This is a genomic window from Azospirillum oryzae (genome assembly GCF_008364795.1).
In the GTDB taxonomy this organism is placed as follows: domain Bacteria; phylum Pseudomonadota; class Alphaproteobacteria; order Azospirillales; family Azospirillaceae; genus Azospirillum; species Azospirillum oryzae.
In genome coordinates, this window is the sequence record NZ_VTTM01000022.1 from 1 (window position 1) to 14,020 (window position 14,020).

A 14,020-nucleotide genomic window follows, 5' to 3' on the forward strand; every position below is an offset into this window, starting at 1 on the left:
ATCAGGAATAGTCATCACCGGCCCGGAATCGCTTTTGAGGTGCGTAATGATCGGGCCACTTTACCAGATCGTGTACACTCTGCGAGAAGCAATCCCAGACATGGGGATGATCAGCCGTTCTCCGCCAGCACCGAGCCCGCGAGGTAGAGCGAGCCGCAGATCAGCACGCGCGCCGGGGTCTGCCGGCCGGCCACCAGATCGGCCAGGGCGGCGTCCACGCCGTCGGCGGCGCCATGGTCGCGGATGCCGCAGAGCTTGGCGGTCTCGCAGGATTCCTCGGCGGTGAAGCTGGCTTCCTCGCCCGGGATCGCCACCGCGCGCAGGGCATGGGTGAAGGGGGCCAGCGGACCCAGGAACTCGAACGGGTCCTTGCTGGACAGCATGCCGTAGATCAGCAGAAGCGGCAGGGCGGGGCCGCTCCCCGATCCCTCATCGGGCTGGCCACGCGACCAGTCGACCGCCTGACGGGCCAGAACCTCGCCGGCCGAATCGTTGTGGCCGCCGTCCAGCCACAGCTCCCAACCTGCCGGCAGGTTCTCGGCCAGCGGGCCGCGGGTCAGGCGCTGCAGACGCCCCGGCCACTCGACGGTGGCAAGGCCGCGGCGCACCGCGTCGTCGTCCACCGCCAGCGGCAGGTGGTCGAGACAGGCGATGGCGACGCCGGCATTGGTGATCTGGTGGACGCCGGCCAGCCCCGGCATCGGCAGGTCCAGTTTGCGCTTCGCGCTCTCGAAGCGGAAGCCGTCCGGACGCTCTTCCACCGACCAGCTCTGGATGGGCGCGGCGATGGCATTGGCGCGCAGCTTCAGCACCTTCAGCGCGTCGGCTTCCGGCTGCGGGGCCAGCACCACCGGGACGCCGGGCTTGAAGATGCCGGCCTTCTCGCTGCCGATCTCCATCAGCGACTCGCCCAGGAACTGGCGGTGGTCGTAGGAGATGCGGGTGACCGCCGTCACTGCCGGCTTGTCCACCACGTTGGTGGCGTCCAGCCGCCCGCCCAGCCCGGTTTCCAGCAGGACCACGTCGGCCGGCACGCGGGAGAAGGCGAGGAAGGCGGCGACCGTCGTCACCTCGAAGAAGGTGATCGGATTGCCGGCGTTGGCAACCTCGCATTCCTCCAGCAGGGCGGCCAGATGGTCGTCGTCGATCAGCCGGCCGGCCAGGCGGATGCGCTCGTGAAAGCGCACGAGGTGCGGCGATGTGTAGACATGGACGCGGTGGCCGGCCGCCTCCAGCATCGCGCGCAGGAAGGCGACGGTCGATCCCTTGCCGTTGGTGCCGGCGACATGGACCACCGGCGGCAGCTTGCGCTCCGGATGGTCCAGCGCCGCCAGCAGACGGCGCACCCGGTCCAGAGACAGGTCGATGACCTTGGGATGAAGCCCCTTCAGTCGGTCCAGCACCGGGTCGGAACGGGTCGCGGCTGGGCGGGAGAGTGGAAGGGCGGCATCGATCATGATCGTCTCTGGTCGGATGGACGGGGGGTGCCGGTCAGTCGTCGCCGGCCTGGACAGGAGCCGCCGGCTGAGAAGACGACTGCTGGGAAGACGCCTGCTGCGTCGCCATCGGCTGGGCCGCGGTCGCCTGTGTGGCCGGCTGCGTGACCGGCTGGGGCAACTGGACCGGTTCGCCGTCGGCCGCCTGGGCGGCGGACAGGTCGATGTCCTCCACCACCGTGTCGAGGCGCGGCGTCATCAGCAGGCCGATGGTGCGGACCAGCGTCGGGCGCAGGTCGCGGCGATGGACGACCATGTCGACCATGCCGTGTTCCAGCAGGTACTCGGAGCGCTGGAAGCCTTCCGGCAGGGTCTCGCGGATCGTGCTCTCGATCACGCGGGCGCCGGCAAAGCCGATCTGCGCGCCCTTCTCGGCGATGTGGATGTCGCCCAGCATGGCGAAGCTGGCGGTGACGCCGCCGGTGGTCGGATCGGTCAGCACGACGATGTAGGGCAGGCCGGCTTCCTTGACCATCTCCACCGCGATGGTGGTGCGCGGCATCTGCATCAGCGACAGGATGCCTTCCTGCATGCGGGCGCCGCCCGACGCCGGGACGACGATCAGCGGGGCATTCTTCGCCACCGCCAGCCGGGCGGCGGTCAGCAGCCCTTCGCCGACGGCGATGCCCATCGACCCGCCCATGAAGCCGAAGTCGAAGGCGGCGACCACGGCGGCATGACCGCCGATGCGGCCTTCACCCACCACGATGGCGTCGGTGCGGCCGGTCTTGGTCTGGGCTTCCTTCAGGCGGTCGGTGTAGCGCTTCTGGTCGCGGAACTTCAGCGGGTCGGCGACCGACTTCGGCAGTTCCACGGCCTCGTAGGCACCGTCGTCGAACATCGACTCCAGCCGCTTGACCGGGTCGAGCCGCATGTGGAAGCCGCAATGCTGGCAGACGTGCAGGTTCTCTTCCAGCTCGCGGTGGAACAGCATCGACTCGCAGCTCGGGCACTTGTGCCAGAGGTTGTCGGGCACTTCCTTGCGGGCATAGAGCGCGCGGATCTTGGGACGGACGTAGTTGGTAAGCCAGTTCATGGAACGCCTTTCAACGACATGGCGGTACGCCGAAGCCCGGCGCCGGCTGGACATCGGGTCCTTGCCGCACCGGGCTCTTCAGCCGTTCGTCGCCATGAGCGATCGTGTTGCAGGTGTCGTAAAGCGGTTTGCCGCCGTTGTAAACCGTCCGTCCCTCACCCCCGCGCCGCACGCACCCCGGCGGCCAGTTCGCCGACGAAGCCCAGCACGTCCTCGACCGTCCCCGGCTTGACACCACCGGACGCGTCGATCCCATCGGCCAGACGGGTGACGATGGCGGAGCCGACCACGGCGGCGTCGGCGACGCGGGCGACCTCGGCGGCCTGGTCCGGCGTCTTGATGCCGAAGCCGACGGCGACCGGCAGGTCGGTGTGGCGCTTCAGCTGGGCAACCGCCGCGTCGATGGCGGTGTTCGACGCGCTGGCGGTGCCGGTGATGCCGGCGATCGACACGTAATAGACGAAGCCGGAGGTGTTGCGCATCACCATGGGCATGCGCGCCTCGTCGGTGGTCGGCGTCGTCAGGCGGACGAAGCTGACGCCGGCCTGCAGCGCCGGGATGCACAGCTCCTCGTCCTCTTCCGGCGGCAGGTCGACGACGATCAGGCCGTCCACCCCGGCCTCGCGCGCGGCGGCCAGGAAGGGCTCCACCCCATAGGCGTGGATCGGGTTGAAATAGCCCATCAGGATGATCGGGGTGTCGGCATCCTGCTTGCGAAAGCCGCGGACCATCTCCAGCGTCTTGCGCACCGTCATCCCGGCCTTCAGCGCGCGCAGCGAGGAGGCCTGGATCGCCGGGCCGTCGGCCATCGGATCGGTGAAGGGCATACCCAGCTCGATCAGGTCGGCGCCGGTGGCCGGCAGGCCGTTCAGCACCGCTTGAGAGACGGCGGGATCGGGGTCGCCGGCGGTGATGAAGGTGACCAGACCGGCGCGGCCCTCCGCCTTCAGCGCGGCAAAACGGCGGGCGATGCGGCTGTCGGCCAGGACGTCCACGCTCTTCATGACGGCGCTCACAGTTCCACTCCCAGATGCTTGGCGACGGAGAAGATGTCCTTGTCGCCGCGGCCCGACAGGCACAGCACCATCAGGTGGTCCTTGGGCAGTTTCGGTGCGCGCTTGATCACCTCGGCAAGGCCGTGGGCGGATTCCAGCGCCGGGATGATGCCCTCGGTGCGGGCGCAGAGCTGGAAGGCGTCCAGCGCCTCCTGGTCGGTGGCATAGGCGTATTCGACGCGGCCCACGTCATGCAGCCAGCTGTGTTCCGGCCCGATGCCGGGATAGTCGAGACCGGCGGAGATCGAATGGCCTTCCAGGATCTGGCCGTCCTCGTCCTGCAGCAGATAGGTGCGGTTGCCGTGCAGCACGCCGGGGCGGCCGCCGTTGATCGAGGCGGCATGGTCGAGCGGCCCCTTCTCGATGCCGCGGCCGGCGGCCTCGACGCCGACCATCTGCACGGTCGGCTCGTCCAGGAAGGGGTGGAACAGGCCGATGGCGTTCGACCCGCCGCCGACGCAGGCGACCAGGCTGTCGGGCAGGCGGCCTTCCTGCTCCTGCATCTGGGTGCGCACCTCGTCGCCGATCACCGACTGGAAGTCGCGGACCATGGCGGGATACGGGTGCGGGCCGGCCGCGGTGCCGATGATGTAGAAGGTGTCGGCGACGTTGGTGACCCAGTCGCGCAGCGCCTCGTTCATCGCGTCCTTCAGCGTGCCGCTGCCCGACGTCACCGGGCGGACTTCGGCCCCCAGCAGCTTCATGCGGAAGACGTTGGGCTGCTGGCGGGCGATGTCGGTCTCGCCCATGTAGATGACGCAGGGCATGTTGTAGAGCGCGCAGACCGTCGCGGTCGCCACGCCATGCTGGCCGGCGCCCGTCTCGGCGATGATGCGGGTCTTGCCCATGCGCCGGGCCAGCAGGATCTGGCCGATGCAGTTGTTGATCTTGTGCGCGCCGGTGTGGTTCAGCTCCTCGCGCTTGAAGTAGATCTTGGCGCCGCCCAGCTGCTCGGTCAGGCGTTCCGCGTAATAGAGCGGGTTGGGCCGGCCGACATACTGCTTCAGCTGCTGGCGCATCTCGCCTTCGAAGGCGGGATCGGCACGCGCCTCGCGATAGGCCTTCTCGACCTCCAGGATCAGGGGCATCAGCGTCTCGGCGACGAAGCGGCCGCCAAAGATTCCGAAATGCCCGCGCTCGTCGGGACCGGAGCGGTAGGTGTTCAGTTTGGTCATCGTCTGCGGCACTGCCTGAAGTCGAAGGGAAGCTGGTGTCGGGCGGGCGGCACATCCGGTCCGGACGCCGGCCAAGCGCGACACCATACCGGCGGGACGCGCCGATTTGAAGCGCCGGGCCACGGAGATCCGCGAAATCCACCCGTCCGCATACATGGAGCGGGGCTTTGCAGCGGCAAGGCCGCGCCCTTACACTGGCCCTTCCTTTATTGCGGAGCCTCTTCCGATGACGCAGCGGACGCCGCCGTCGCTTCTCCCCACGGATGTCCAGCCCATGGGCCTTCAGCCGGCATCGCGCCGGATTCTGGTGGTGGAGGACAGTCCGCTGAACCAGATGCTGGTCACCGCCATCCTGGCCCAGGCCGGCCACCGCGCCGACACAGCGAACAACGGTCTGGAGGCGGTGATGGCGGCGCAGGCCGGCGGCTATGACCTGATCCTGATGGATCTGTCGATGCCGGAAATGGACGGGCTGACCGCCACCCGGCTGCTGCGCGACCTGCCGGGACCGGCCGGCCGGGTTCCGGTGGTCGCCATGACCGCCGACACCGACGAGGCCGACCGTGTCCGCTGCCAGGACGCCGGCATGAACGACCATGTCGCCAAGCCGGTGGACCGGGTGCTGCTGTTGGAGACGGTGGAGAAGTGGCTGCGGGCGGCGTCGGCGCCGGTCCGGTCGGCCGGCTTCGGCGCTTGCGCCCCGGCGGCGCCGACGGTGGTGGGCGAGGTGCTGGATCGCGAGGTGCTGGCGCAGCTGGCCCAGGATCTGGATGCGGAATTGCTGAGCGACGTGCTGCGGCAGTTCGTGGAGGAGACGCGGGAACGGGTGGCGCGCATCGCCGGGGAGACCGACCGCGCCGTCCTGACGCGCGAGGCGCACACGCTGAAAAGCACCGCCGGGACCTTCGGCGCCCGCGCCCTGTGCAGCGCCGCCCGCGCGCTGGAGATGGCGTGCCGGGCATCCGTCGCGGAACCGAAGGGGGTAAAGGGAGACGGGACGGCGGACGCGGTGGAGAGGCTGCGCGGCGAGATTCCCCAACTGGCCGGGGACGCCATCGCGGCCTACCGCGCCGCCGGATATCCGGTCTGAGTCAGCGCGGGCTCGTCACTCGACGACGCTGATGTTCACCGCCGAGTCCTTGCCGTTGTTGCCCCGCTCCACCTCGAACTGGACGCGCTGGCCTTCCGACAGGGCATGCAGGCCGGAGCGCTGGACCGCGGTTATGTGAACGAACACGTCCTTCGAACCGGCCTCCGGCGCGATGAAGCCGTATCCCTTGGTGGTGTTGAACCATTTGACGGTGCCGTTTGTCATGGGCCTCCCCCTAGTCACTGCGAAGCTGGTCTTTGCAAAGCACATGGGTCCGGGATCGCCGGCATCGGCCGCGCCGTGAGGCCTGCCGGGCAAGCGGAACCAAGACATTGTGCGGGGAGGCTAGCCGCATGCTGTGGTTGCGGGCAATTCCATCTCACGGCATAGGACCAACGAAGGCCGACTTCAGAATCGAATTACGACCAAGGCGGCAACGCTTTGTCGAAGGGTATTAGCCCGCTTCTTGTATGTCTGCGCGGGGAAGCGAGAAATCCTTGCCGAAATAAAGGCTTAGAGTTTCCCTTCGGCCTGCCAGGCCAAGCGTTTGCGGTAGATCGTCGAGGCGCTGATCTGCAGCAGGGCGGCGGCGCGCGGGATGTTGCCGTCGCAGGCGGCGATGGCGTCCTCGATGGCGTCCTTCTCCACCTCCCACAGCGGCTTGATGGAGTCCGGGGAAGGCGGGACATGCGGGCGCGGGGCCGGAAGGGCGCCGGCCGGCGCGGCGGCGGTGGCGGCATGGACCGACACCGGCTGCGGCGTGCCGAGCGGCGGAGGCAGCATCTCCGGCATCACCGTGTCGCCGTCATGCAGCACGGCGACGATGCGCACGACGTTCTGCAACTGGCGGACGTTGCCCGGCCAGTGATAATGGCGCAGCGCCTGCTCCACCTCGGGCGAGAAGCGGGTGAAGCCCTTCTTCTCCTCCTTCGCGAACTCCGCCAGATAGTGGCGGGCGATCTCCAGCACGTCGTCCTCGCGCTCGCGCAGCGGCGGCAGATGGATGGGGATGACGTGCAGGCGGTAATAGAGATCCTCGCGGAACCGCCCTTCCTCCACCTCGCGCAGGGGGTCGCGGTTGGTGGCGCAGACGATGCGCAGATCGACCTTCTCCAGCTTCGACCCGCCGACGGGGGTGAAGGTGCCGGTCTGGATGAAGCGCAGCAGCTTGGTCTGCAGGTCGGGCGCCAGTTCGCAGATCTCGTCCAGGAACAGGGTGCCGCCGTCGGCGCGCGCCGCCGCGCCCTCGCGGTCGGACACCGCCCCGGTGAAGCTGCCCTTCACATGACCGAAGATCTCGCTTTCCATGAGATCCTTCGGGATGGCGCCGCAGTTGATGGCGATGAAGGGGCGCGAGGCGCGCTGGCTCTGGCGGTGGATCGCCTCGGCGCAGACCTCCTTGCCGGTTCCGGATTCGCCGGTGATGAAGACGGTCGCGCGCGAAGAGGCGGCGCTGTCGACGATGCGGTAGACCGCCTGCATCGCCAGCGACGAGCCGATGAAGCCGTGATAGCGGGCGCGGTTCAGGTCCTTCTCGAAGGTGTCGACCAGCTGGGCCAGCCGCAGCCGCTCCATCGCGTTGCGGACCGTCACCACCAGCCGGTCGGCGGAGAAGGGCTTCACCAGGAAATCATAGGCGCCGTAGCGCATCGCCTCCACCGCCGCCTTCACCGAGCCGTGGGCGGTGATGACGATGACGGCGCATGGCAAGGCCTGGGCATCGATGCGTTTCAGCACCTCCATCCCGTTCATGTCCGGCAGCTGCAGATCCAGCAGCACGACCATCGGCGCGCCGTCGTTCAGCTGCGCCAGCGCGTCGGCCCCGGTCTCCACCGAGATGACGGCGTGGGATTCCTTTTTCAGGTATTCCGCATAGACACGGGCCAGCGACGGCGTGTCTTCGATCAGCAGGACGGGAATGGAACCTGGCGGCATGCTGTGGGTGACACGCGAAGGGTGGAGACGGAACAGCTCCTATTGTCTAACAGATAATTCCGAAAATCCCACCTTTACGCGCATGGCCGGCAGCGCGAACACATCGAAATCACCGTCGGACGGAATGTGTCGCGGCGGCGCCGCTTGCCGGGGGCGGCGCGATGAACTATCAGCAGCGGGCATGGGATGTCGGGAAACAGGCATCGGAAATCAGGCGTCGGATAGAGGGGGTTCGCCATGGCCGATCACGCCATTCTGGCCGGCAAGCGCGTTCTGCTGGTCATCGCCGGCGGCATCGCCGCCTACAAGAGCCTGGAGCTGATCCGCCGCCTGCGCGAACGCGGCGTGACGGTCCGCGCGGTGCTGACCGAGGCCGGGGCCCGCTTCGTCACCCCGTTGTCGGTTCAGGCGCTGACCGAGGATACCGTCTACCGCGACCTGTGGTCGCTGACCGACGAGTCGGAAATGGGCCACATCCGCCTGTCGCGCGAGGCCGACCTGCTGGTCGTGGCGCCGGCCACCGCCAACCTGCTGGCGCGCATGGCCGGCGGCATGGCCGACGATCTGGCCGCCACCGTGCTGCTGGCCACCGACAAGCCGGTGCTGGTCGCCCCCGCCATGAATGTGCGCATGTGGCAGCATGCCGCGACCCAGGCCAACATGGCGCTGCTGGAAAGCCGCGGCGTGCTGCGCGTTGGCCCCAACGACGGGGTGATGGCCTGCAACGAATACGGCCCCGGCCGCATGGCCGAGCCGATGGAGATCGTCGACGCCATCGCCGGCTTCTTCGCCGCGGAGTCCCACCGTCCGCTGGCCGGCCGCCGCGCCATCGTCACCAGCGGCCCGACGCACGAGCCGATCGACCCGGTGCGCTACATCGCCAACCGCTCGTCGGGCAAGCAGGGGCACGCCATCGCCGCGGCGCTGGCGACGTTGGGGGCCGAGGTGACGCTGGTCAGCGGCCCGACCCGGCTGCCCGACCCTGCCGGCTGCAAGGTCGTCCATATCGAGACGGCGCGGGAGATGCTGGCGGCCTGCGAGACGGCGCTGCCGGCCGACATCGCGGTCTGCGCCGCCGCGGTGGCGGACTGGCGAGTCGACGGTGCGTCCGACCGCAAGCTGAAGAAGGACGGCGGCGGCCCGCCGGCCCTGGCCCTGACCGAGAATCCCGACATCCTCGCCACCCTGTCCAGGCCGGGCGAGCACCGCCCGGCGCTGGTGGTCGGCTTCGCGGCGGAGACCGGCGACGTGCTGACCTACGCCACCGCCAAACGCGCCCGCAAGGGCTGTGACTGGATCGTCGCCAACGACGTCTCGCCCGGCACCGGAACCTTCGGCGGTAGCGACAACACCGTCCACCTGATCCGCGCCGACGGCGTCGAGTCGTGGCCGACCATGCCCAAGGACGCCGTCGCCACCCGGCTGGCCGAAGCGGTGGCGGGGTATTTCGAGGGGAAGTAGCGTCTACTTAGAGCCCCCACTCTGCGGTGCCCCCTCCCCAACCCTCCCCCGCTTACGCGGGAGAGGGAGTCAGGCGCCAAAGCGGCGGAGTTCCCTCTCCCTCGAAGAGGGGGAGGGTTAGGGAGGGGGCGTTCGTAAGCCCGGACCTCACCAACCACAGGAACCCCCCATGTCCCCCACCGTCGCCTTCCTCCGCCTGCCCGGCAACGACGACCTGCCGCTGCCCTCCTACGCTACCGGGGGAGCCGCCGGCTTCGACCTGCGCGCCGCGGTGCCGGCCGACGCTCCCCTCGTGCTCGATCCCGGCAAGCGGGTGCTGGTGCCGACCGGTTTCGCCGTCGGGCTGCCGGCGGGGTGGGAGATGCAGATCCGGCCGCGCTCCGGGCTGGCGGTGAAGAACGGCGTCACGGTGCTGAACACGCCGGGCACCGTCGATTGCGACTACCGCGGCCCGGTCGGCGTCTGCCTGATCAATCTGGGCGGGGAGCCCTTCACCATCGCCCGCGGCGACCGCATCGCCCAGGCGGTGATCGCCCCGGCGCCACAGGCGGCGCTGATCGAGGTCGCTTCGCTGGACGAGACCGCGCGCGGCGCGGGCGGCTTCGGCTCCACCGGCGTCGCCTGACTTCCCCCTCCCCCGCCGCGCTTTATATGGCATGATCGCCCAGCCGATCGGGGTAGGAACGGCAGCGGGCGAGGGAGTGGGCATGCGGAGTCCCCGGCGGAACCTGGGGCGAAAACCGGGGCGGCCCCTGGGGCGGAGCGTGGCGTTCCGCATCCTGGCGGGGTTGACGGTGATCGGCGGATTGGCCGCGGCGACCGGCGTCGTCGCCGTCTCGCTGTTCTCGCGCTTCCACCAGGGATACGAGCAGATCGCCACCGCCAAGGTGCCGGGGCTGGTCGCCGCCGCCCAATTGGTGCAGCAGAGCGGCGCCGTGGCCGCCATCGCCCCGGCCCTGGTCGCCGCCCCCGACCAGAGCGCGCGCGACGCGGTCATGGCGCGGATGGACGGGCAGCTGGCGCGGCTGGAGGAGCTGACGGCCCGGCTGATCGCTCTTGGAGGCACCGGGGGCGGCACCCTGCGCCGTGCCGACCGGGCCGGGAACGGCCATGCCGAGAGCAGCAGGGCCGATCTGGGCGAGTTGGACCGCCGCAAGAACGAACTGGTCGGCACTCTGCTGACCCTGAACGCCCAGGTCCGGCAGCAGCTGTCCCTGAGCGCCGAGACCGGCGCCCGCGCCCAGGCGCTGACCGCCCTGACCGCCCGGCTGGCGGCGGCCGGCACGCGGGAGGCCGATGCATCCTGGCCGATGGAGCTGCGGGCCGGCTTGCCGGACGCGGAGGCGGCGGATCGCAGCCGTGAGGCGCTGGAGCGCTGGCGCCGCGAACTGACCGGGGCGGCGACCACGCTGCTGGCGGCGTTGCAGGCAGAGCGCGACGGCGACCGCGACGGTCAGTTCGACCGCTTCCGGGCCGACACCCGCGCCGCGTTGGACACTGCCGCCGAGGCGCTGGCCCTGCTGCCGGCCGAGCGCGCGGCGCGGCTGGAACCTCTGCAGCGCGAGGTGGCGGAACAGGCCTTCGGTCCATCCCCCCTGTTCGCCCTGCGCGAGGCGGAGCTGTCGCTGCAACGGGCGATCAAGCGGTCGGCGGCGCGCAACCAGGCGGTTTCCAACCAGCTGGTCGGCATCGTGTCCGACTATTTCCTGGCGGTGGAGCAGGACGTCGCCCGCCGGTCGACCGAGTTCGAGCGGGTGATCCGCGACGGCAAGCGGGCGGTGATCGCCATGGCGGTGCTGTCGATCCTGGGGGCCGCCGCCATCTTCGCCTACATCCACCGCAACGTGGTGGCGCGGCTGCGCCGGCTGCGCAGCGCCATGCAGGCGGTGGAGACGGCCGAACCGGCAGGGATGTCGGATCCGTTGCCCGATCTGGACCTGCCCGCCGTAACCCCGGCCGGCAGCCGGGCCGAAAATGGGGATGAGATCGGCGAGATGGCCCGCGCGCTGGCCTATTTCGTCACCGCCATCCGCGCCCGCGAGAGCGCGCTGGCCGAGGGCGAGCGCCGGCTGCGCACCATCCTGGAGCAGAGCCCGGTCGGCGTCTCCATCCGCCGCGCCGACGGCACCGTCGCCTTCGCCAACGCCCGCGCCGCCGAACTGGCCGGCCGGCCGCTGGAGGAGTTCGTCGGCAGCCGCCACGCGCCGGTCCTGCCCGCCGGGGCGATCGGCCAGAGCGGCCGGGAGCCGGAGAGCGGCGGCGTGCTGGTGCGCGATGCCGAGGCGGCGGTGGACCGCCCCGACGGCAGCCGGGTCTGGGCACTGAAGACGCTCCAGCGCACCAGCTTCGAAGGCGAACCGGCGGTGCTGGCCTGGAGCTACGACATCACCGCGCGCAAGCAGGCGGAGGAGGCGCTGCGCGCCGCCAAGGAGCAGGCGGAGATCGCCGCCCGGTCGAAGGCGGAATTCCTGGCGACGATGAGCCACGAAATCCGGACGCCGATGAACGGCGTGCTGGGCATGCTGGAACTGATGGCGCTGACCCCGCTGGACGAGGAGCAGCGCACGCTGGTCTCCACCATGCGGGACAGCGGGGTGGCGCTGCTGCGGATCATCGACGACATCCTGGACCTGTCGAAGATCGAGGCGGGGAAACTGGAGCTGGAGGACCTCGACCTGCGTCCGGCGGAGCTGGTGGAGGGGGTCGCCGACCTTCTGGCGCCCCAGGCCCACCAGAAAGGGCTGGCGCTGATCTGCGACATCGACCGCTCGGTGCCGGAGCGGCTGCGCGGCGATTCCGGCCGGCTGCGCCAGATCCTGTTCAACCTGACCGGCAACGCCATCAAGTTCACCGACCGCGGCCGGGTGGTGCTGCGCGTCCATGCCGCGGATTCCACCCTTTCCGACCCGGCAGGGCCGGACCATGTCCGCCTGCATGTCGCGGTGGAGGACAGCGGCATCGGCATCGGGCCGGAGGGGCAGGCCCGGCTGTTCCAGCCCTTCAGCCAAGCCGACAGCTCCACCACGCGGCGCTTCGGCGGCACCGGGCTGGGGCTGGCGATCTGCACCCGGCTGGTCGAACGGATGGGCGGGCGGATCGGCGTCTCTTCGGTGCCCGGCCGCGGGTCGACCTTCTGGTTCACGGTGGACCTGCCGCGCGCGGGAGAGTCGGCGCCCGCCTCATCACCCGCTCCGGCGCCGCTGGACGGCCTGTCCGTTCTGGTCGTCGAAGAGGACGAGGTGCAGCGCGCTGTGCTGGCCCGCTATCTGGAGCAGGGCGGCGCGACCGTGACGACCGCCGCGATGATGGCCGATGCCGCATCGAAGCTGGGACGCGGCGGCTATGGGCTGCTGGTGACCACCACGGCGCTGGCCGGGCGGCTGGAGCCGCTGGCCGGCGCCCGCTGTCCCGGCCTGCCGCGGCTTCTGCTGGGCGATGGGCGGGCAGGCGGCGGTACGGTCGCCTCTCCCCACACGGCCTCGGGGCAGACGGCATCAGGCCGGGCGGCATCAGGCCAGACGGCGGGGCTGGTGCAGCCGGTCCACCGCACCGCCCTGATCCGCGCCGCCGCGATCCTGACCGGCCGCAGCGCGCCCGAGGCTGCCGGCCCCGCCGCGGAGGCTCCCTGCCTGCCGCCGCCGGTTCCGGCCGGCCGAGATACGGACGGCCCCGATACGGACGGCCCCGATACGGACGGCTGGCCGGTTCCCTCCGCCCGCCCGCCCGGATCGGGCCCGATCCTGGTGGCGGAAGACCACCCGACCAACCAACAAGTGGTGCTGCGCCAGCTGCGCCGGCTGGGTTATGCGGCGGAGCTGACGGCCGATGGCGAGCAGGCGCTGGCGGCATGGCGGCGTGGACGGCACCGGCTGGTCATCACCGACTGCCACATGCCGGCGATGGACGGCTATGAACTGGCCCGCCGCATCCGGGCGGAAGAGGACGGCGGGCAGCGGGAAGGCGGGCAGCGGCACACCCCCATCGTCGCCATGACCGCCAACGCCCTGTCCGGCGAGATGGAACGCTGCCTTGCCGCCGGCATGGACGATTACCTCGCCAAGCCGGTGACGCTGGCCCAGCTCTCGCGCGTGCTCGCCCGCTGGCTCGACCCTCGCATGGTCCCGGAGGTGAGGACGCCGGAGCCGCAGCCGGCGCCGATGGAGGAGGAGGCGCTGCCGGTGCTCGACCTCGACCATGTGCGCGAGACCTTTGGATGCACGGGCGGCGGCGGCATGGAGGGGGACGGCCTGGATGCCGGCACGCTCGACATGATGGATTTCTTCATCGAGACGACTCGGCCCACGCTGGAGCGGGTGCGGCAGGCCCTGGACTCCGGGGAGATGGAGGAGGCGCGGGCCGCGGCCCATTCGGCCGCGGGAGCGGCGCGGACCGCGGGAGCGCGGGCGCTGGCCGCCGCCTGCACCGCGTTGGAACGCGCCATCGTCGAGGCGCGCGTGCCGGATGTCGAGCGGCACGCCGGTGTGATGGCCGCCGCCTTCCCGAAGGTCGAAAAGGCGATTCATGACCTGCGTCACACGAAAGAGACGGTGCCCAGCCCGGAAGAGACCATGGCGTAACCGGACGTGCCGGAGCAAAAACTACCTGGGCGGGAAGGGAATCTCGGAAATGCGCAAAGCGGACGGCTGTTCGCTTGTCGGTGGGAGAGGGCTGAACTACTCTGCGCTTCTTGATTCATTTCGACAGATTCGGCCGGGCCATCGAAAAGCCCGGCGGTCCCGGGGGTGAAAAGCGTGGTCGGTCTCGCTGGCTTC

Annotated in this window: 10 protein-coding genes; 4 read left to right on the forward strand and 6 right to left on the reverse strand. The window is 70.1% G+C overall.

Features of this window, described 5'->3' with window-relative positions; genetic code table 11:
• Positions 1-110: 110 nt before the first annotated feature.
• The 4 genes from FZ938_RS29980 to trpB all read right to left on the reverse strand — a co-directional run bounded on the left by FZ938_RS29980 (position 111) and on the right by trpB (position 4,762).
• On the reverse strand, positions 111-1,457 hold the full coding sequence (locus FZ938_RS29980; protein WP_149201824.1) for a bifunctional folylpolyglutamate synthase/dihydrofolate synthase: 1,347 nt from the start codon (positions 1,455-1,457) through the stop codon (positions 111-113).
• 34 nt (positions 1,458-1,491) lie between these two features.
• On the reverse strand, positions 1,492-2,532 hold the full coding sequence (gene accD / locus FZ938_RS29985) for an acetyl-CoA carboxylase, carboxyltransferase subunit beta (protein WP_149201825.1): 1,041 nt from the start codon (positions 2,530-2,532) through the stop codon (positions 1,492-1,494).
• 155 nt (positions 2,533-2,687) lie between these two features.
• Positions 2,688-3,536, reverse strand: a complete 849-nt coding sequence (gene trpA / locus FZ938_RS29990) for a tryptophan synthase subunit alpha (RefSeq protein WP_149201826.1) — start codon at positions 3,534-3,536, stop codon at positions 2,688-2,690.
• 8 nt (positions 3,537-3,544) lie between these two features.
• Complete coding sequence (gene trpB / locus FZ938_RS29995) at positions 3,545-4,762, reverse strand: tryptophan synthase subunit beta (protein ID WP_109073250.1); 1,218 nt, start codon at positions 4,760-4,762, stop codon at positions 3,545-3,547.
• Positions 4,763-5,036: 274 nt separating this feature from the next.
• Here trpB and FZ938_RS30000 point away from each other — a divergent pair, with 274 nt between their 5' ends.
• Positions 5,037-5,852 carry a response regulator gene (locus tag FZ938_RS30000; protein ID WP_246457589.1) on the forward strand — a complete coding sequence of 272 codons (816 nt, stop codon included), beginning with the start codon at positions 5,037-5,039 and terminating at the stop codon, positions 5,850-5,852.
• A 15-nt stretch (positions 5,853-5,867) separates the two neighbouring features.
• On the opposite strand, the gene FZ938_RS30005 is transcribed toward FZ938_RS30000, so the two are convergent.
• Together FZ938_RS30005 and FZ938_RS30010 are read right to left on the reverse strand one after the other, a co-directional pair.
• Positions 5,868-6,077 carry a cold-shock protein gene (locus FZ938_RS30005; RefSeq protein WP_109152670.1) on the reverse strand — a complete coding sequence of 70 codons (210 nt, stop codon included), beginning with the start codon at positions 6,075-6,077 and terminating at the stop codon, positions 5,868-5,870.
• 288 nt (positions 6,078-6,365) lie between these two features.
• Positions 6,366-7,787 carry a sigma-54-dependent transcriptional regulator gene (locus FZ938_RS30010; protein WP_149201828.1) on the reverse strand — a complete coding sequence of 474 codons (1,422 nt, stop codon included), beginning with the start codon at positions 7,785-7,787 and terminating at the stop codon, positions 6,366-6,368.
• Positions 7,788-8,024: 237 nt separating this feature from the next.
• Here FZ938_RS30010 and coaBC point away from each other — a divergent pair, with 237 nt between their 5' ends.
• The 3 genes from coaBC (at position 8,025) to FZ938_RS31460 (ending at position 13,825) form a co-directional block, all read left to right on the forward strand.
• Positions 8,025-9,248: a bifunctional phosphopantothenoylcysteine decarboxylase/phosphopantothenate--cysteine ligase CoaBC gene (gene coaBC / locus FZ938_RS30015; protein ID WP_149201829.1), complete on the forward strand. Its 1,224-nt coding sequence runs from the start codon at positions 8,025-8,027 to the stop codon at positions 9,246-9,248.
• A gap of 169 nt (positions 9,249-9,417) precedes the next feature.
• Entirely contained in the window at positions 9,418-9,873 is a 456-nt protein-coding gene (gene dut / locus FZ938_RS30020) for a dUTP diphosphatase (protein ID WP_149201830.1), read from the forward strand.
• Positions 9,874-10,012: 139 nt separating this feature from the next.
• Complete coding sequence (locus FZ938_RS31460) at positions 10,013-13,825, forward strand: hybrid sensor histidine kinase/response regulator (RefSeq protein ID WP_281399655.1); 3,813 nt, start codon at positions 10,013-10,015, stop codon at positions 13,823-13,825.
• Positions 13,826-14,020 lie beyond the last annotated feature (195 nt).

What these genes read in the sequence shown, in the direction of transcription:
- FZ938_RS29980 (WP_149201824.1), bottom strand. Translation starts at nt 1,457, where the DNA reads ATGATCGATGCCGCCCTTCCACTCTCCCGCCCAGCCGCGACCCGTTCC.
- accD (WP_149201825.1), bottom strand. Translation starts at nt 2,532, where the DNA reads ATGAACTGGCTTACCAACTACGTCCGTCCCAAGATCCGCGCGCTCTAT.
- trpA (WP_149201826.1), bottom strand. Translation starts at nt 3,536, where the DNA reads ATGAAGAGCGTGGACGTCCTGGCCGACAGCCGCATCGCCCGCCGTTTT.
- trpB (WP_109073250.1), bottom strand. Translation starts at nt 4,762, where the DNA reads ATGACCAAACTGAACACCTACCGCTCCGGTCCCGACGAGCGCGGGCAT.
- FZ938_RS30000 (WP_246457589.1), top strand. Translation starts at nt 5,037, where the DNA reads ATGGGCCTTCAGCCGGCATCGCGCCGGATTCTGGTGGTGGAGGACAGT.
- FZ938_RS30005 (WP_109152670.1), bottom strand. Translation starts at nt 6,077, where the DNA reads ATGACAAACGGCACCGTCAAATGGTTCAACACCACCAAGGGATACGGC.
- FZ938_RS30010 (WP_149201828.1), bottom strand. Translation starts at nt 7,787, where the DNA reads ATGCCGCCAGGTTCCATTCCCGTCCTGCTGATCGAAGACACGCCGTCG.
- coaBC (WP_149201829.1), top strand. Translation starts at nt 8,025, where the DNA reads ATGGCCGATCACGCCATTCTGGCCGGCAAGCGCGTTCTGCTGGTCATC.
- dut (WP_149201830.1), top strand. Translation starts at nt 9,418, where the DNA reads ATGTCCCCCACCGTCGCCTTCCTCCGCCTGCCCGGCAACGACGACCTG.